Below are 16,609 nucleotides of genomic sequence, written 5' to 3'. Positions count from 1 at the left end.
AGTGTGCCCCCACCGGCCGGAAAGGCAGTCGGCGTTGACGTTTCCTTGACGCACCGTGAGAAAATTCACACGGAACGTTACAACGCCCGAGAAGACGACAATTCGGGCAGACACCGCCACCGTTTTCGTGTTACCACTGCGTTAAAGATATTTGCGGACACGAAGCAAGCGGGAGGTTCTTGACCATGTGCGGCATCACGGGCTGGGTTTCTTTCGAAACCGACCTGTCCCGCGAACGGGCGGCCCTGGACGCGATGACCGAGACCATGGCCTGCCGTGGCCCGGACGACTCCGGCACGTGGGTCGCCCCCGAAGCCGCACTCGGCCACCGCAGGCTCGCCATCATCGACCTGCCGGGCGGCAGGCAGCCGATGTCGGTGACCACTCCGAACGGAGAGGTCGCGATGGTCTACAGCGGCGAGACCTACAACTTCACCGAACTGCGCGCGGAGCTGATCGGCAAGGGCCACCGGTTCATCACCGAAAGCGACACCGAGGTCGTCCTGCACGGCTATCTCGAATGGGGCGAGGCCGTAGCCGACCATCTCAACGGCATGTACGCCTTCGCGATCTGGGACGCCCGCGACCGCAAGCTGGTGATGATCCGCGACCGGATGGGGATCAAGCCGTTCTACTACCACCCCACCCGTGACGGCGTGATCTTCGGTTCGGAGCCCAAGGCGATCCTCGCCAACCCCCGCGTCCGCAAGGTGGTCGACGCCGACGGGTTCCGCGAACTGTTCTCGTTCACCAAGGCGCCCGGATGGTCGCTGTGGAAGGGCATGACCGAGGTCGAGCCCGGCACCATCGTCCGTGTCGACGAAGACGGCGTGCACACCCACACCTACTGGTCGCTGCCCGCCCGTCCGCACACCGACGACCAGGAGACCACGGTCGCGCGGGTACGGGAGCTGATGAACGACATCGTCGAGCGGCAGCTCGTCGCCGACGTACCCCGCTGCGTGCTGCTGTCCGGCGGGCTCGACTCCAGCGCGATCACCGGGCTGGCCGCCGCGAGCCTGGGCGAGCAGCTCAGGACCTTCTCGGTCGACTTCGTGGGCCAGGAAGAGAACTTCACCCCCGACGAGATGCGGGACACCCCGGATTCGCCGTTCATCCGGGACGTGGCGAAGCTCGTGGGCTCGGCACATCAGGACGTGGTGCTCGACCCGCAGGCGCTGACCGACCCGTCCGTCCGCCGCGCCATGATCACCGCTCGAGACATCCCCTCCGGCATGGGTGACCTCGATGTCTCGCTGTATCTGCTGTTCAAGGCGATCCGCGCGGAATCGACGGTGGCGCTGTCCGGGGAGTCGGCGGACGAGGTCTTCGGCGGTTACCGGTGGTTCCACGACGAGAACGTGCGCAATGCCGGCACCTTTCCGTGGATGGCCTTCAGCACGGGCCACGACATGCGCGGCGCGATCCTCCGCGAGGAACTGCGGAAGCGGCTGGACCTGGACTCCTATGTCTCGGACCAGTACTCGAGCGCGGTCGCGGCGGTCCAGCACCTGGACGGTGAGAGCGAAACGGACAGCCGGATGCGCACGTTCTTCCACCTGCACCTCACGCGGTTCGTGCGAATGCTGCTCGACCGCAAGGACCGCGCGTCGATGGCGGTCGGGCTGGAGGTGCGGGTGCCCTTCTGCGACCACCGGCTCGTCGAGTACGTCTACAACACGCCGTGGTCGCTGAAAACCTTTGACGGCAGGGAAAAGAGCCTGCTCCGGCACGCCACCAAACACGTCCTGCCGCAGTCCGTCGTGGACCGGGTCAAGAGTCCCTATCCGTCCACTCAGGACCCCGGCTACGCGGCCGAACTGCAACGCCAGGCGAAGGACATCCTCGCCGAGCCCGGCAACCCACTGTTCGACCTGGTGGACCGCGCCTGGCTGAGCGACATCGTGGAGCGCGACCCGGTCACCATGACCACGCTCGCGCGCCACGGCCTCGACCGCAGCATCGACCTGTACCACTGGCTCGACATCTACCGCCCCGAACTCGCCCTGTCCTGACCAAGGTCGCCTTGTGCTCGTGTTTCCGCCTCCCGGCGAACACGAGCACAAGGCGACCTCACGGGGCGAGCCGCCAGAGGGCGTCCAGCGGCAAAGCCCTGAACTTGTCGCCGAATGGCAAGGTTTGCTGGCCGGTGTAGAGCACGAAACCGGCGATGAACCGGTCACCCAACGTTCCGGCGAGGTTACGCAGTCCCGCGAGGTCTTCCGCGCGTACGGTCGCGCCTGCCTTCACTTCGACCCCGATCACCCGCCCGTCGGGTGTTTCGATGACCGCGTCGACCTCGACCTTGTCCTTGGTGCGGTAGTGATAGAGCCGTCCGCGCTCCTCCGACCAGGTCAACTGGCGAGCCAGTTCCATCACCACGAAGTTCTCCACCATGGATCCGGCGGCGCCACCTGGCTCACCGAGGCGGACCGGGTCCTGGCCGATCAGATGACACGCGACCCCGGTGTCCACGAACGCGAGCTTCGGAGTGCCGATGGCCCGGCGGGTCTGGCCGGACGACCAGGCCGGGATGGTCTTGGTCAGGAAGACCGTGGACAACAGCTCCAGATATCGCACCAATGTGGTACGCGGAATGCCCGACTGTCCTGCGAGGGTGCCCGGCACCAGGAGACCGCCCGCACGACCCGCGAGCAGTCTCAGCAGTTTGAACATCTCACCGCGACGTTCGATGCTGGCCAGTCGCAGGACATCTCGTTCGATCAGAGTCGACAGATATGAGTCGAAGAACGCGGTCCTGCGGCGGGGACTTCGGCGCACCGCTTCCGGGAAGCCCCCGATGACGAGCCGCTCCAGGTAGTCACGCCGACGCAGAGACGACGAATGGCTGATCTCGGGGCCATGCCGGAAGGCCGCGTCGATGAACCTGTCGGGTTCACCGGCGATCTCACCCTGTGAAAACGGCCAGAGTTCGATCACCTCCATACGGCCGGGTAAGGCATCCGGGAGGTCACGCAGGGCCAGAACCCGGGAAGAGCCGGTGAGCAGGAATCGTCCGGGCGTCGGGTCGAGGTCGACGACCACCTTGATCGGCCGGAGAAGTTCCGGCGCGAGCTGGATCTCGTCGATGACCATCAGGTCTTCGTGACGGACGAAGTCCGTCGGATCCTGTTTCGCCGCGTCCAGCGTGGCCGGATCGTCCAGAAGGCGGGTCACGGCGTTGGACCGTCGGCCGGCGGCCAACCGCGTCAACGTGCTCTTTCCTGCTTGCCGGGCGCCGTTGACGAGTACGACACGGGTGTCGTCCAGCGCTTCGCAGACCACGGACTCGGCATGGCGGGGGACCAGATCGGGCAGCTCACGCACTGGTCCATTGTGACTGATGACTTGATCAGTGGCCACTTGGCCGCTTGGTTCGTGGTCACCTGGACGATACGGTCGTGGTCACTTGGACGGTGGATTGGTGGTCATCCAGCCGGTAGGTTCGTGGTGACCTGGCCGCTGGCCCACCCGAGGCCCGGCGGTCTCCGCGTTTTGTCGGTCAGGCGCGTGGACCCGCGGAGACCGCGCATGGACACCTGCGCCGGCGTCCCCCGAGCACCTTCCCGCACCGCACAACAACCTGAATTTTCGCTGTGAAGATCGCAAACCCGGCACAGCGGGTATCCGTCCTGCGTTGCACACGGGTAGGAGAGGTGAGAATGATGACCCAAGCCTTCACTCAGACCGCGTTCACCAACGCCCAGGCGAACCCCCGCCTGCCCACCCTGCCGACCGGGTGGCCGATCGCCTCGTACGAATCCTACGAGGAAGCCCAGCGTGCCGTGGATCACTTGGCGGACAACGACTTCCCGGTCGCCGACCTCACCATCGTGGGGGTCGAGCCGATGCTCGTGGAACGAGTCGCCGGAAAGCTCAGCTGGGGACGGGTCATGAGCACCTCGGCGCTTTCGGGCGCCTGGTTCGGCCTGTTCGTGGGCCTGTTGCTGAGCATGTTCACCACCGGTGCCGGTCTGCTCCCGATCCTGATCGGGCTGCTCGCCGGGGTCGGGTTCAGCATGGTGTTCGCCGCCATCGGTTACGGCGCCACGCGAGGCCGTCGTGACTTCGTCTCCAGCAGCCAGTTGGTCGCGCGCCGGTACGACGTGCTCAGCCAGCCCCGCAACGCCGAACGTGGCCGCGAGATCCTGGCCGACCTCGCCGCGAGGGCGGCGGCGTTCGGCTGAGCTAGGAACCGCTCGAGACTCCCGGGCCGAGGGCCTGCCGTGCACCCTCGTGCGGCCTTCGGCCCGCTCGCAGCAACTGCCGCCAGCGGCGCATGTCGTACCGGGCGGGCCTGGTCTCGGTGAGGAACTGGCGCAGGACGGCCAGGAAACGTTGCGGTGAGGTGTGGTGCGGGAAATGGCCCGCGCCGGTGAAGATCTCCAACCTGCTCCCGGGCATCTCGGCGTGCGCCAGCGCCGCGTGTGCGGTCGGCACGACGTGATCGTGCGTTCCCCAGACCAGCATTGTCGGGATGCCTTCGGCGAGATACGAGCGGTCCAGCATGTTGACCACCTGGCCTCGCCAGTCCACCACCGCGCGTAGCGTGCGCAGAAACGCTTGCCGGCTCGGCGATTCCGCGAGCCGGACGTACTTGGAGAACACGTAGCCGAGATCCCGGCTCAGCCCGAGGCCGCCGGTCGCGCTCAGCAGATTGCTCACGCCACGCAGGAAATCCGGCACCGGCGGGATGCCGAGGAGCGGCAGGACGAACTCGGCACCCGGGGCCGCGGCCAGCCGTAGCAACGGATGCACTCCCTGGCCGATCCCGCCCGAGCTGACCAGGACCAGCCGTTCGCAGTGCTCGGGGAACTGGTAGGCGAACTGCATCGCCACTCCCCCGCCGAGGGAATGACCGACCACGCTGACCCGGTCGATGTCCAAAGTGGCCAGCAGGTCCCGCATACCGCAGGCGTAGGCCGCGACCGAGTAGTCGGCCCTCGGCTTGTCCGATCCGCCGTGCCCCAGCAGGTCGGGCGCGATCACGGTGAAGTCACCGGCCAGCGAGGCCGCCACGTCGAGCCACGTGGACGAGTCGTCACCGATCCCATGGATGAACAGCACCGCGGGGCCACTACCCGCCATCCGGTAGGCACGGCGGTAGCCGTGGATCACGCGCCAGCGCAGGTCGAACGTGTCCGGCCCGACGCTGGTCAGCGCCGTGTCCTGGGTGCGCACCGGGCCAGCGTCGCACGCCGCCGTTTCCGACGTGTGCCGACGCTGTTTCGGCGGCGTGCGAGGCTATCGCGTCACCCGCGGTCTCGGCTGGCAATGCGGGCAGAAGTAGGACGACCGGTTCATGAACGGCTCCCGGCGGACCGGGGTACCACAGCGACGGCAGGGACGGTCGGCCTGGCCGTAGACGTTGAGCGAACGCTCGAAGTAGCCGGACTGGCCGTTGACGTTGACGTAAAGGGCGTCGAACGAGGTACCGCCGGCCCGCAGCGCCTCGGCCATCACTTCGGCCGCGGCGGTGAGGACGGCGGTGCCCTGGGCGCGGGTCAGCCGCTCGGACGGCCGGGCCCAGTGCAACCGGGCCCGCCAGAGCGCTTCGTCGGCGTAGATGTTTCCGATGCCGGAAACCAGGGTCTGGTCGAGGAGAGCACGCTTGACCTCGGTTCGCCGCGACCGCAACGCGCGAACGGCGCCGGCGGGGTCGAAGGCGGGGTCCATCGGATCCCGCGCGATGTGCGCGATCGTCGACGGCACGAGCGTGCCGTCCACCTCGACCAGATCGGCCAGTGCCAGGCCGCCGAAGGTGCGCTGGTCGACGAACCGCAGTTCCGGTCCGTTGTCGGCGAAGCGAACTCGCACGCGCAGGTGCTTCTCGTCCGGTGTTCCTTCGGGTTGCACCAGCATCTGCCCGCTCATGCCGAGATGGGCGAGAATCGCTTGTCCTTCAGGAAGTTCGAGCCACAGATACTTGCCGCGACGGCGTGCGGCTTCGATCCGGAGACCGGCGAGTCTGCCGGTGAAGTCGTCGGCACCGAGTTCGTGCCGCCGGATCGCCCTCGGGTGCAACACCTCGACTTTCGTTATGACGCGACCCGCCACGTGCGTCCGCAACCCGGCGCGCACCACCTCTACCTCGGGAAGCTCGGGCATTCCCGCAGCCTAGCCTGGTCGCCACTGATCATCGGACAAGGAGGTGGCCGCGGTGAACGCTGCTACGGAAAGTTCTGGCGAGTGGACGTTCCTCCGCCGCGCCTGGCTCGAACTCGACCTGCCGAACGGCTGGAAGGCCGAGGTCGTGGCCGGGACCATGGCGGTGTCCCCACCCCCGGGACCGCGTCACGACGAACTGGTGGACGCGGTGACGAAGGCACTCACCGGCACGCTGCCCGCCGGGTGGCGGATCCATCAGAGGTTCGGTCTGCGGATCGCCGGCGAGGAACGGATCTACCGGCCCGATGTCGTGGTGATCCCGCCCGGCGTCCCCGTGGAGTGCCCGAAGTACGTGCTGTCCAGCCATGCCCGGCTGGTCGCGGAGATCACCGCGCAGGACAACTCGATACCGGAAAGGACGGCCAAGCCCAAGGCCTACGCCCGTGGCGAAGTTCCCCTCTACCTGCTGATCGACCCTTGGGACGAGCCGGGACCTCGCGTCACGGTCTTCTCCGAGCCCGCTCGCGGAACGTATCACCGAAGTGTCACCTGGGCCTTCGGCGCACGAATCCAGCTTCCGCCGCCGATCGACAGGGATCTCGACTCGAGCCTCTTTGACGCGGAAGACAGCCGCACACTTGAGGAATGAATTCCTCGACCGCGGACGCCGGCGCCGTGAAGGTCAGCCGGCGTCTTCGGTCTGGGGCTTGAGTTCCTCGGTCAGCTCGCGCCAGGCGGCCTCGGCGGCCTTCTGCTCGGCTTCCTTCTTGGTGGTGCCTTCGCCGCGGCCGAGATCCCGGCCGGCGATGAGCACCGTGGCCGAGAATTCCTTGCGGTGGTCGGGCCCGGTGTCCTCGACCTTGTACTCGGGCACGCCGAGCCCGGACGACGCGGTGAGCTCCTGCAGGCTGGTCTTCCAGTCGAGCCCGGCGCCGCGCAGCGGCGCTTCGGCCAGCAGGCCGTCGAACAACCGGTGGACGAGCGCGCGCCCGGCGTCGATCCCGTGTTCGAGGAAGACCGCGCCGATGATCGCCTCGAGGCCGTCGGCGAGGATGCTCGCCTTGTCCCGCCCGCCCGTGAGCTCCTCGCCCTTGCCGAGCAACAGGTGCGCACCGAGCCCTCCGGGGCCGAGATCGCGCGCGACGCCAGCCAGCGCGTGCATGTTGACCACGCTGGCCCGCAGCTTGGCGAGCTGGCCCTCGGGCAGGTCGGGATGCACACGGTAGAGGTGATCGGTCACCACCAGGCCGAGCACCGCGTCCCCGAGGAACTCGAGCCGCTCGTTCGGCTGCAAGCCACCGTTCTCGTAGGCGTAGGAGCGGTGGCGCAGGGCAAGCGTGAGCAGCTCGGCGTCCAAGGAGACGCCGAGCGCTTCGAGCAATGGTGCTGGGTCCGCAGCCGCTCCCGGCTTCTTACCCCCCATGGCGTGCGACCTCAGGCGGGCTCGACAACCTGGCGGCCGGCGTACTGGCCACAGGTCGGGCAGGCCACCTGCGGCGGCTTGAGCGCACGGCAGGCACGGTTAGGGCAGGGCACCAGCTGGACAGGGGTCGCCTTCCACTGGGACCGGCGGGAGCGCGTGTTCGATCGCGACATCTTCCGCTTCGGGACGGCCACGGCTAGATCTCCTCATCACGGTTCGCTCGCTCACACGAGCCGGGTTTGCTTCGCGAGCCAGTGCTCGACAAGCCTTCTGGGGGGCAGCCTCGCTACGGGGAATCGCCGAAGCGTTCGACCAGCGCGGCCCACCGAGGATCTATCGTCTCATGCCCATGTCCGGGCTCGAGATCGGCCCACTTTCCCCCGCACTCCGGGCACAGCCCGGCGCAGTCCGGTGTGCACAACGGCACCTGCGGAAGGGCCAGCACGACAGCGTCCCGCACCAGCGGCTCGAGGTCGATGCGGTCGTCCACGAGGCGGCTGACCTCGTCTTCTTCGGTGGTCGCCTCCGTCGTCGAATCGGGGTAGGCGAACAGTTCGGTCAGCTCGACCTCGACGCTGCCGTCGACCGGGTCGAGGCAGCGCGAACACTGACCGGAGGTCGGCGCGACCGCGGTGCCGGTGACCAGCACGCCCTCCACGACCGACTCGAACAGCAGATCGAGCTCCACTTCGGCACCCTCGGGGACGACGATCACGTCCGGCACGCCGATCACGGCGCCGAACGGGACCCTCCGGTGCAACTCGCGGCTCAGGCCGGCGCGGCGGCCCAGCTCACGAGTGTCGAAGATCCAGGGATTCCTCTGATCAGACATGACCCACCGAGTCTACCGCCGTCACCGGGCCGTTCCCACGCGGAGCCACCGCGTGGTCAGGACCGGGTACGACGGACCGACCGGACTCCCCGCGAAGGGATCAGCGGCCGGTCGTCCCGTCGGCGAGTTCGCGGATGATGTCGGCGTGGCCGGCGTGGCGGCCGGTCTCTTCGATCATGTGGGTGAGTGCCCAGCGGATACTGGGAGCGGGCTTTCCCGGCCGTGGTCGAGGGACCGGTGCGGCGAGATCGGCGCAGCCGTCGAGTACCTCGTTGGCGCGCTTGACGGTTTCCCGGTAGCGGGCGACCACATCGGCGACGCTGTCCGATGGCGCGGCCCGGAACGTGCCCCGCCAGTCGGTGATGTCGTGACCGAGGAAAAGGGAGCGCTCGACACAGGTCAGGTGATTGAGCAGGCCGAGGAGGTTTGTACCCGACGGCACCGCCGCCGTCCGGGCCCCCGGTTCGGGTGCGCCGTCGACCTTCGCCGCGATCGAGGCGCGGAGGTAGTCGAGGAATCCGCGCAGGACTTCGGTTTCACTGCTTCCGGTGCGAGGCGGTGGGGTGTCACGACGGCGATTCATCCGTGCTCCTTCCGTTGGCGTGGGGCTCAGTTTGACCAGGCGCACGCCGATCTGGCACGGAAACTTGCGGTTCTGGCAAGATGATGTCGTGGACCACGAAACGGACGAGGTGCTCGACGCGGTAGGGCCACGGCTTCGGGCGCTGCGCCGTGACCGCGGCATCACTCTCGCCGATCTCGCGACGACGACCGGTGTGTCGGAGAGCACTCTGTCCAGATTGGAAAACGGGCAGCGCCGGGCGACCCTGGAATTGCTGTTACCCCTGGCCCGTACCTACAACGTGCCGCTGGACGACCTTGTCGGCGCTCCGCGCACCGGTGATCCCAGCGTTCACCTCACGCCGATCCGGAAGTTCGGGATGACCTTCGTGCCCCTGTCGCGGCGGCCGGGCGGAATGCACGCGTTCAAAATGCTCATCCCCGCCCAGCCGGAAACGCTCGAACCGAACCCGCGGACCCACGACGGCTTCGAATGGCTGTACGTGCTCGACGGACGCCTACGGCTGGTCCTCGGTGAGCGCGACCTGACCCTGCCACCGGGTGAGGCCGCCGAATTCGACACGTCCTTGCCGCACTGGCTGGGCAGCGCCGACGGCGCCGCGGTTGAGCTGCTCATCCTGTTCGACCCGCAAGGGATGCGCACCCACGTACGCGTCGAGCACTAAGGCTGGAAGTCGTACAACGGACTGCGGCCGGCGAGGTTCGGCGGGGACGACCGGAGGTGGTTGCGCCCCGAATCCACCGTGCGCAGCGTCGTGGCCAGCAACTCGGCGAACTCGGCCAGCTTGCCGTCGACGTAGGCGTCGCATTCCGCGCGCTGGCGGTCGGCCTCGACGTGCGCCTCGTCCACGATGCGGGCCGATTCGGCGTGCGCGGCCTGCACGACCTCGGTCTGGGAGACCAGGCGGGCCTGCTCGTGCCGTGCGTCCTCGATCGCGCGCTCGTAGGCCTCACGGCCGGCCTGGACCATCCGCTCCGACTCGGTGCGGGAACGCTCGGTCAGCTTGCGGAACTCGGCTTCGCCCGAGGCGACCGTCCGGTCGGCCTCCGCCCTGGCGTCCGCGACGATCTGTTCGGCGCGGGCGCGGGCGTCGGCGATCACGCGCTCGGCTTCGGCCCTGGCGTCCTGCTTCGTCGTCTCCGCCTCGGCACGCGCCTTGTCGATCAGGTGATCGCGCTTGTCGAGCACGTCCTGCGCGTCGTCGACCTCGCTCGGCAGCGCGTCCCGCACATCGTCGAGGAGCTCGAGCATGTCGCCACGCGGAACCACGCAGCTGGACGTCATCGGCACCCCACGCGCCTCTTCCACGATGGTCACGAGCTCGTCGAGAGCTTCGAACACCCGGTACACGGCAACTCCCTAGGTGACCCTTCCCCACTTCGCCGCTTCCAGTCTGCCCGCTCGACGGGGAAACGCCGGGGAGGACCACTCCCCGGCGTGTCAGTCGCGCGGAGCGCGTCCGTTGAGGGTGGCGGTGGGTGACGGGTGGGCGTGTCAGCAACGCGAAGCGTTTCGGTTGAGGGTGGCGGTGGGTGACGGGTGGGCGTGTCAGTCGCGCGGAGCGCGTCCCGTTGATTACGCGTTCACGTCGATGAGCTGGAAGCTCGCGTAGTGGTCCCCGGTGTAGAAGTACTCGCCGCCGTCACCGGTGATGATCCGGCGCGTGCCGCGGGTGGAACTGCCCGGCGTGACCACCGTGTACTCGTGGTAGTAGCCGCTGGAGCAGGAGGGCAGCAGGCCTTCACGGTTGGAAAAGACGGTGCCGTCCTGCTTGTACGGGTACGGCCCGCCTTGCTGGATGAGGTCGTAGGTGTCGGTGGCCTGCGGCGGCAACGCGCTGAGCGCGACCACATCGAAGCCGGAGGTGTCGCCGCACGAGGCCTGCGCCACGGCGACCGGGGAGGCGGGAGCGGACTGGGCCGGCGAAGCGGTGAGCAGACCGGCGAACAGGGTGGTGAGCAGGGCGAGCAGCACGGCGGCCACACGGGACTGGTACCTGGTCATGATCGGAACGTAGGCGCCCTCGGTGACGGTTCGGTGAAATTCACACGCACCGATCCGAAGTCCCGACGAACGTTGTCGGCCAACCGTGTACCGGCCGCAGGGGCGCGAAGCGTTTCCGTCGAGCGGAGCGGCGGGGTCAGGAGAACTTCGCCGTCAGCCTCTCGAACACCACACCCGGTACCAGGTCCTTGACGTTCCCGCCGTAGGCGGCGACCTCCTTGACCAGCGAACTGGACAGGAAGCCGTAGGCCGGGTTGTTGGACATGAGCAACGTCTCGACCCCCGAAAGCTCGCGGTTCATCTGCGCCATCTGCAACTCGTAGTCGAAGTCGCTGACCGAACGCAGGCCCTTGGTGATCGCCGCTATGTCGTGCTGGCGGCAGTAGTCGACGAGCAGGCCCTGCCAGGAGTCGACCCGGACGTTCGGCAGGCCCGAGGTGATCTCGCGGAGAATCTCGATCCGTTCCTCGATCGAGAACAGGCCCTTTTTGTTCGGGTTGACGAGGACGGCCACCACCACCTCGTCGAAGAGCTTGGCGGTTCGTTCGATGATGTCCAGGTGCCCGTTGGTCGCCGGATCGTAGGAGCCGGGACACACCGCTCGCCGCATGACTCGGGACGCTACCAACATTTACACCCGGTCGCGCGAAGACGTGACGAACTCGGCCCAGTACACAGCGGTATCACCGTGGCGCATCTCACGCAGGTGCTCGAAGCCCGGCGGGTACTCCGGCTCGCCCGCCCGGCGCGCGCGTTCGAGCACGACCAGTCCGTCCTCGACGATCCAGCTTCCCTCGGCCAGCGCGGTGAGCATCCCCGCGATCCTGGAGTTGTCGAACACGTAGGGCGGATCGGCGAACACGACATCGAAGGGCGCGGCCGGGACTTCCTGGGCCAGCACGACTTCCACGGTGCCGGACCGGATCCAGCCCCCCAGCCCGATTTCCGCCACGTTCGCGCGCAGGATCTCGACCGCCTTACGGTCGTTCTCGATGAAGAGTGCTTCGGAGGCGCCCCGGGACAACGCCTCGAGGCCGAGCGCGCCAGAGCCCGCGTAGAGGTCCAGCACGCGCGCGTCTCTGAGCTCTCCCCGTGATTCGAGCGCGTTGAACACCGCCTCCCGCACCCGCTCGGAGGTCGGCCGCGTTCCCCGTGACGGCACCTTGAGCCGCCTGCCTTTCGCCGTACCGGCGACGATCCTGCTCACCACACCATCTTCCCGCAGGCGTAGAGTCGTTCTTCCTGTTGCCGCGTGAGCTGTAGGAGCCCTGCGTGTCGGAACCTCGGGTCAGACGGGCCGAGATCGCCATCGAACAAAGCCACGTCGATCGCGTCTACACCCGTCTTGCCGAGCTTCGCGCACAAGCCGAAGCAATGCGTACCAAAGGGTACGAGCTTGGTCACGGCGCGCAACGAGAGGCCGTCTTCGAGCAGGCTTCGATGCTGTTCGAGCGCGACATGATGGTCTTCCACGCCAACCAGACGCTGCAGACGCTCGACGCCGAGTACGAGGGTCTCGTTTTCGGCCGTCTGGATCACCTCAGCCGCGAAACGATCTACGTGGGCAGGCTGGGTATCCGGGACGCCGAGTTCGACAACCTGGTCACCGACTGGCGAGCTCCGGCCGCCGCCGCCTTCTATCAGGCCACCGCCGAGGCTCCGATGGAGGTGGTGCGGCGCCGGGTGATCCGGTGCTCCGGTCAGACGGTGCTCGACGTGGACGACGACGTGCTGATCGCCGACGCGGTCCCGCAGGACATGCAGGTGGTCGGCGAGGGTGCGCTGATGGCCGCGCTCGGCCGCTCGCGCGGCGAGAAGATGCGCGACATCGTGGCCACCATCCAGCGCGAGCAGGACGAGGTCATCCGGGCGCCGTGGCGCGGGGTCACCGAAATCACCGGCGGTCCCGGGACCGGCAAGACGGCGGTGGCGCTGCACCGTGCCGCTTACCTGCTCTACCGCTACCGCCGCCAGCTCGGCGGCGCGGGAGTCCTGGTGGTCGGTCCTTCGGGAGCGTTCACGAACTACATCTCGCGTGTGCTCCCGTCGATGGGTGAGACCAACGTCGAACTTCGTCCGCTGGGGGCGATCCTGGACGGCGTCACCGCGGTCCGCCAGGATCCCGCGCCGCTGGCCGCGATCAAGGGTTCGCTGCGCATGCGCAGAGTCCTCCTGCGGGCGTTGCGGGAAACCCCGCCCGGCGTACCGGACGAAATGCGCATCGTCTATCGCGGCGAGGTGCTCAAGCTGCGCGGCAAAGAACTGGAAAAGGTCCGCCGGCGCGTGCACACCCAGGGCGGACCGCCGAACCGTTCCCGCGTCCGCGCGGCCGAGACGCTGCTGGCGGCGCTGGCGGACAAGGCCGAGGAGAACGCGCGTGCCGACGGCCGCTCGGTCGATCGTGAGGAACTGATCACCGAACTCGGTGAGCGGATCGACTTCCACCGTTTCCTCGTCGTCTGGTGGCCCGTGCTCTATCCCGGTGAGATCCTGCGCTGGCTCGGCGACCGGAACCGGCTCGCGCGCGCGGGCAAAGGCGTGCTGACCGCGCCGGAAATCGACCTGCTCGCGGAATCGCTGACCGACCCGGCCGACTGGACGGTCGCCGACATCGCGTTGCTCGACGAGTTGCGGGTGTTGCTCGGCCCGCCGCCGAAACGACGCCGGCGGGCGCAACGGCTCGAACTGGACGCGGCTCCTCCTCCCCGGGGAACCGACCAGCACGGCCCCCAGCGGCCCGAGCACTACGACGAGTATTCGCACATCGTGGTGGACGAGTCACAGGACCTCTCGCCGATGCAGTGGCGGATGGTCGGCCGTCGCGGCAAGTACGCGAGCTGGACGGTGGTCGGCGACCCGGTGCAGAGTTCGTGGCCGGATCCCGAGGAGGCCGCGCAGGCGCGCGACCAGGCGTTCGGCACACGCACCCAGGTGCGCCGCTACACGCTGCGCACCAACTACCGGAACTCGGCGGAGATCTTCGACCTCGCCGCCAAGGTGGTCGCCGGGCACGCCGCGGAGGGTGAGCTGCCCCACGCGGTACGGACCACCGGTATCGCGCCCGACGTGCGCACGGTCGACCAGCGGGGACTGCGGGACGCCGTCGGAACCGCGGCCAAGGAACTGCTGGACGCGGTCGAGGGCACGGTCGGCGTGATCTGCTCGATGGCCCGCGTCCCGGAGATCACCTCGTGGCTGGAGGACAACGGTGACGAACGGCTCAAGGTGATCGGCAGCCTGGACTCGAAGGGCCTGGAGTACGACGGCGTGGTGCTCGTCGAGCCGACCGAGTTGATCACCGAATCGACCACGGGGCGCCGGGTCCTCTACGTCGCGCTCACGCGCGCCACCCAGCAGCTCACCGTCCTCGCCTCCGACCAGGACTGGCTCTAGGGAAGGAAAAGGCGGGTCCCGGTGTTGGGGTGAACGTGAGTTCCTTCAGCGATGTCCGGCTGTCCGTGCTCGATCTCGCGCCGATCCCGTCCGGGAGTGACGCGGGAACGGCGCTGCGCAACACGATCGACCTGGCCCGGCAGACCGAACGGCTCGGCTATCACCGGTACTGGCTGGCCGAACACCACAACATGCCCGGCATCGCCAGTTCGGCGACCGCCGTGTTGATCGGGCACGTGGCCGCGGCGACCGAAAAGATCCGGGTCGGCTCGGGCGGGGTCATGCTGCCCAACCATGCTCCGCTCATCGTCGCCGAGCAGTTCGGCATGCTGGAGGCGTTCCACCCCGGCCGGATCGACCTGGGCATCGGCCGCGCGCCCGGCACCGACCAGCGGACCGCGCTCGCCGTCCGCGGTTCACGGGCGGCGCTCGGCGCCGACGACTTTCCCCAGCAGCTCGCCGAGTTGATGGACTACTTCGAACCGGACGAGCATCGTGCCGTCAACGCGGTCCCCGCGGTCGGGAACAAGCCGCCCGTCTGGCTTCTCGGATCGAGCGGGTTCAGCGCGCAACTGGCCGGGGCGCTCGGTCTGCCGTTCGCGTTCGCGCACCACTTCAGCTCACGCAACACGTTGCCCGCGGTCGAGTTGTACCGGAATTCGTTCCGGCCTTCGGCCACGCTCTCCGAGCCGTACCTGATGCTGGGTGCCGCGGTGGTGTGCGCGGAGACCGACGAGCGCGCCGAGTGGCTGGCAGCGCCGAGCGGCCTGACGTTCCTCTCGCTGCGGCGCGGACGGCCCATCCCCTTGCCGTCGCCTGAAGAAGCGGCCGAGTATCCCTACAGCGACCTGGACCGCGAACTCATCGCGGAACGGATGGGCAGCACCATCATCGGTTCGCCGGAGACCGTCCGGAAGGGCTTGGAGAAGCTGGCCGGAGACACCGGCGCCGACGAGATCATGATCACCACCGCGGTGCACGGCCACGCCGACCGCGTCCGCTCCTACGAGCTGGTGGCCGCCGCGTAGGGGAGGTACCTGTCACCAGTCCGACCACAATGGACACTGACAGCCATCCGATCCCAGCGTGGCCGTATTCCTTCACTCGTCCCGGCTTTGTCGGTCGGCGTACCACGCGGCTAGCTGGGCGCGTTTGGTGAACCCGAGCTTGATCAGGATGTGTTCCACGTGTCCCTCAGCGGTGCGCGGGGTGATGACCAGCCGGGCGGCGATCTCCTTGTTGGACAACCCCTCGGTGATCAACTCGCCGACCTGCCGCTCCCGTGGGGTCAGCACCGCTAGCGGATTGTCCTCGGCGGCCGCGGGAGTGCCGTGGGCGTCCTCGCCCAGGGCGTAGGCGATGGCCTGATCCCGATCGAACTCGGCGCCCCGGTCGAACGCCGCCACGAACCCGCGCTCGCCCAAGGCCAGGCGCACCTGCCGCACACATTCCTCATGCGCGGTCACGTAGGGCTGAAAATTGATCAACGACTGGCCGCCGACCAGCGGCCAGAGTCGATGGGCCGCCCCCAGCAATGCCGCGCCCCGCTCCCCCTCGCCTCGGTCCGCCGCCATCCAGGCCAACCGCTCGACGAACAGCACCACGCCCCGCCTGGTCCGACCAAGGTCAGCATCCGGGAGCCGGGCAGAGCCCGGTTCACCGCTTCCAGCTCCCGCCGACGGTCGACGAAGCTGGTCACATCGTCCCGAAGGTTGCCATTCAGGCGCTGGTACGCCACACCCTCACTCTAATAACCGAGTCAGCGCGGGTACGAAGATCCGTCGAAACGGCCACCTTCCGGTCGCGGTCGTCGGCGCGCACCGCCCGCCACTCATCGTGACCCAGGTCATGAGGGGCGAGCGGAGAACCGGCCTGGCTCCCTAGAGAGAGCCGCCGCGGAACAGCCCCATGCGGGTGGCCGGCATACCGCTGAAACCCTTTTCATCCCGTTTCACGGCCAGGATCTGGTTGATGCCGATGGAACCGCCTTCGAAGGCCAGGGCCGAACCCGCCATGTAAAGCTGCCAGACCCGGGCACGGCCCACGCTGGTCAGGCGGGCGGCCTCCGCCCAGTTCGCTTCGAGGTTCGCGACCCAGGCCCGCAGAGTGCGCGCGTAGTGCTCTCGCAACGACTCGACGTCTCGCACCTCGAAACCGGCTTCCTCCAAGGCTCCGGCCATGACGCTCAACGGCTCCAGCTCACCGTCCGGGAAGACGTAGCGCGAGATGAAGGAGGTCTTGTCCGGGGTCGCCGCCACCAACGGGT

Annotated in this window: 19 protein-coding genes; 6 read left to right on the top strand and 13 right to left on the bottom strand. The window is 68.0% G+C overall.

Going from position 1 to position 16,609, the window contains the following annotated elements:
• Nucleotides 1-185 precede the first annotated feature (185 nt).
• Nucleotides 186-2,015, top strand: coding sequence for an asparagine synthase (glutamine-hydrolyzing) (asnB, locus tag ACFSXZ_RS33615; RefSeq protein ID WP_378269767.1), 1,830 nt, complete (start codon nt 186-188; stop codon nt 2,013-2,015).
• A 58-nt stretch (nt 2,016-2,073) separates the two neighbouring features.
• Here the strand turns inward: asnB and ACFSXZ_RS33610 are convergent, their stop codons facing one another.
• Nucleotides 2,074-3,327 carry an ATP-binding protein gene (locus ACFSXZ_RS33610; protein ID WP_378269765.1) on the bottom strand — a complete coding sequence of 418 codons (1,254 nt, stop codon included), beginning with the start codon at nt 3,325-3,327 and terminating at the stop codon, nt 2,074-2,076.
• A gap of 338 nt (nt 3,328-3,665) precedes the next feature.
• On the opposite strand from ACFSXZ_RS33610, the gene ACFSXZ_RS33605 reads away from it, so the two are divergent.
• Entirely contained in the window at nt 3,666-4,187 is a 522-nt protein-coding gene (locus ACFSXZ_RS33605; protein WP_378270092.1) for a general stress protein, read from the top strand.
• A 1-nt stretch (nt 4,188) separates the two neighbouring features.
• Here the strand turns inward: ACFSXZ_RS33605 and ACFSXZ_RS33600 are convergent, their stop codons facing one another.
• Both ACFSXZ_RS33600 and mutM read right to left on the bottom strand, forming a co-directional pair.
• Entirely contained in the window at nt 4,189-5,181 is a 993-nt protein-coding gene (locus ACFSXZ_RS33600; protein WP_378269763.1) for an alpha/beta fold hydrolase, read from the bottom strand.
• A 63-nt stretch (nt 5,182-5,244) separates the two neighbouring features.
• On the bottom strand, nt 5,245-6,108 hold the full coding sequence (gene mutM, locus ACFSXZ_RS33595; RefSeq protein ID WP_378269761.1) for a bifunctional DNA-formamidopyrimidine glycosylase/DNA-(apurinic or apyrimidinic site) lyase: 864 nt from the start codon (nt 6,106-6,108) through the stop codon (nt 5,245-5,247).
• 52 nt (nt 6,109-6,160) lie between these two features.
• Between mutM and ACFSXZ_RS33590 the strand changes: the two genes are divergently transcribed.
• The gene (locus ACFSXZ_RS33590; RefSeq protein WP_378269760.1) at nt 6,161-6,757 is read left to right on the top strand and encodes a Uma2 family endonuclease; all 597 of its coding nucleotides are present in this window, start codon (nt 6,161-6,163) and stop codon (nt 6,755-6,757) included.
• A 33-nt stretch (nt 6,758-6,790) separates the two neighbouring features.
• Here ACFSXZ_RS33590 and rnc read toward each other — a convergent pair whose 3' ends face one another.
• From rnc to ACFSXZ_RS33570, 4 genes are all read right to left on the bottom strand, one after another.
• Nucleotides 6,791-7,531: a ribonuclease III gene (gene rnc, locus ACFSXZ_RS33585; protein WP_378269758.1), complete on the bottom strand. Its 741-nt coding sequence runs from the start codon at nt 7,529-7,531 to the stop codon at nt 6,791-6,793.
• 11 nt (nt 7,532-7,542) lie between these two features.
• Nucleotides 7,543-7,725, bottom strand: a complete 183-nt coding sequence (rpmF, locus tag ACFSXZ_RS33580; protein WP_378269757.1) for a 50S ribosomal protein L32 — start codon at nt 7,723-7,725, stop codon at nt 7,543-7,545.
• A gap of 92 nt (nt 7,726-7,817) precedes the next feature.
• Nucleotides 7,818-8,363 (bottom strand): YceD family protein, encoded by a 546-nt coding sequence (locus ACFSXZ_RS33575; protein WP_378269755.1) that lies wholly within the window; start codon nt 8,361-8,363, stop codon nt 7,818-7,820.
• A gap of 100 nt (nt 8,364-8,463) precedes the next feature.
• Nucleotides 8,464-8,946 (bottom strand): DinB family protein, encoded by a 483-nt coding sequence (locus ACFSXZ_RS33570; protein ID WP_378269753.1) that lies wholly within the window; start codon nt 8,944-8,946, stop codon nt 8,464-8,466.
• A gap of 88 nt (nt 8,947-9,034) precedes the next feature.
• Here ACFSXZ_RS33570 and ACFSXZ_RS33565 point away from each other — a divergent pair, with 88 nt between their 5' ends.
• The gene (locus ACFSXZ_RS33565) at nt 9,035-9,610 is read left to right on the top strand and encodes a helix-turn-helix domain-containing protein (protein WP_378269751.1); all 576 of its coding nucleotides are present in this window, start codon (nt 9,035-9,037) and stop codon (nt 9,608-9,610) included.
• Here ACFSXZ_RS33565 and ACFSXZ_RS33560 read toward each other — a convergent pair.
• From ACFSXZ_RS33560 to rsmD, 4 genes are all read right to left on the bottom strand, one after another.
• Complete coding sequence (locus ACFSXZ_RS33560; RefSeq protein ID WP_378269749.1) at nt 9,607-10,296, bottom strand: DivIVA domain-containing protein; 690 nt, start codon at nt 10,294-10,296, stop codon at nt 9,607-9,609. The two genes, ACFSXZ_RS33565 and ACFSXZ_RS33560, sit on opposite strands and share 4 nt — an antisense overlap.
• 225 nt (nt 10,297-10,521) lie before the next feature.
• Complete coding sequence (locus ACFSXZ_RS33555; protein WP_378269747.1) at nt 10,522-10,950, bottom strand: ribonuclease domain-containing protein; 429 nt, start codon at nt 10,948-10,950, stop codon at nt 10,522-10,524.
• Nucleotides 10,951-11,086: 136 nt separating this feature from the next.
• Nucleotides 11,087-11,560, bottom strand: a complete 474-nt coding sequence (gene coaD, locus ACFSXZ_RS33550) for a pantetheine-phosphate adenylyltransferase (RefSeq protein WP_378269746.1) — start codon at nt 11,558-11,560, stop codon at nt 11,087-11,089.
• Between the two features lie 21 nt (nt 11,561-11,581).
• Nucleotides 11,582-12,157 (bottom strand): 16S rRNA (guanine(966)-N(2))-methyltransferase RsmD, encoded by a 576-nt coding sequence (rsmD, locus tag ACFSXZ_RS33545; protein ID WP_378269744.1) that lies wholly within the window; start codon nt 12,155-12,157, stop codon nt 11,582-11,584.
• 65 nt (nt 12,158-12,222) lie between these two features.
• Here rsmD and ACFSXZ_RS33540 point away from each other — a divergent pair, with 65 nt between their 5' ends.
• Nucleotides 12,223-14,343: a HelD family protein gene (locus tag ACFSXZ_RS33540; protein WP_378269743.1), complete on the top strand. Its 2,121-nt coding sequence runs from the start codon at nt 12,223-12,225 to the stop codon at nt 14,341-14,343.
• Nucleotides 14,344-14,378: 35 nt separating this feature from the next.
• Complete coding sequence (locus ACFSXZ_RS33535) at nt 14,379-15,371, top strand: LLM class flavin-dependent oxidoreductase (protein WP_378269742.1); 993 nt, start codon at nt 14,379-14,381, stop codon at nt 15,369-15,371.
• A gap of 72 nt (nt 15,372-15,443) precedes the next feature.
• Here the strand turns inward: ACFSXZ_RS33535 and ACFSXZ_RS33530 are convergent, their stop codons facing one another.
• Nucleotides 15,444-15,947: a helix-turn-helix transcriptional regulator gene (locus ACFSXZ_RS33530; protein ID WP_378269741.1), complete on the bottom strand. Its 504-nt coding sequence runs from the start codon at nt 15,945-15,947 to the stop codon at nt 15,444-15,446.
• Nucleotides 15,948-16,223: 276 nt separating this feature from the next.
• Nucleotides 16,224-16,609: class I SAM-dependent methyltransferase (locus ACFSXZ_RS33525; RefSeq protein WP_378269739.1), on the bottom strand; the 386-nt coding region annotated here is incomplete at its 5' end.

Origin of the sequence: Amycolatopsis pigmentata, from assembly GCF_042684065.1 — a bacterium.
Lineage (GTDB): Bacteria > Actinomycetota > Actinomycetes > Mycobacteriales > Pseudonocardiaceae > Amycolatopsis_E > Amycolatopsis_E pigmentata.
This window is presented reverse-complemented; position numbering and strand designations above follow the sequence as displayed.

Coding starts and splice junctions, on each gene's coding strand:
- asnB (WP_378269767.1), top strand. CDS start 186: ATGTGCGGCATCACGGGCTGGGTTTCTTTCGAAACCGACCTGTCCCGC.
- ACFSXZ_RS33605 (WP_378270092.1), top strand. CDS start 3,666: ATGACCCAAGCCTTCACTCAGACCGCGTTCACCAACGCCCAGGCGAAC.
- mutM (WP_378269761.1), bottom strand. CDS start 6,108: ATGCCCGAGCTTCCCGAGGTAGAGGTGGTGCGCGCCGGGTTGCGGACG.
- rnc (WP_378269758.1), bottom strand. CDS start 7,531: ATGGGGGGTAAGAAGCCGGGAGCGGCTGCGGACCCAGCACCATTGCTC.
- ACFSXZ_RS33575 (WP_378269755.1), bottom strand. CDS start 8,363: ATGTCTGATCAGAGGAATCCCTGGATCTTCGACACTCGTGAGCTGGGC.
- ACFSXZ_RS33570 (WP_378269753.1), bottom strand. CDS start 8,946: ATGAATCGCCGTCGTGACACCCCACCGCCTCGCACCGGAAGCAGTGAA.
- ACFSXZ_RS33555 (WP_378269747.1), bottom strand. CDS start 10,950: ATGACCAGGTACCAGTCCCGTGTGGCCGCCGTGCTGCTCGCCCTGCTC.
- coaD (WP_378269746.1), bottom strand. CDS start 11,560: ATGCGGCGAGCGGTGTGTCCCGGCTCCTACGATCCGGCGACCAACGGG.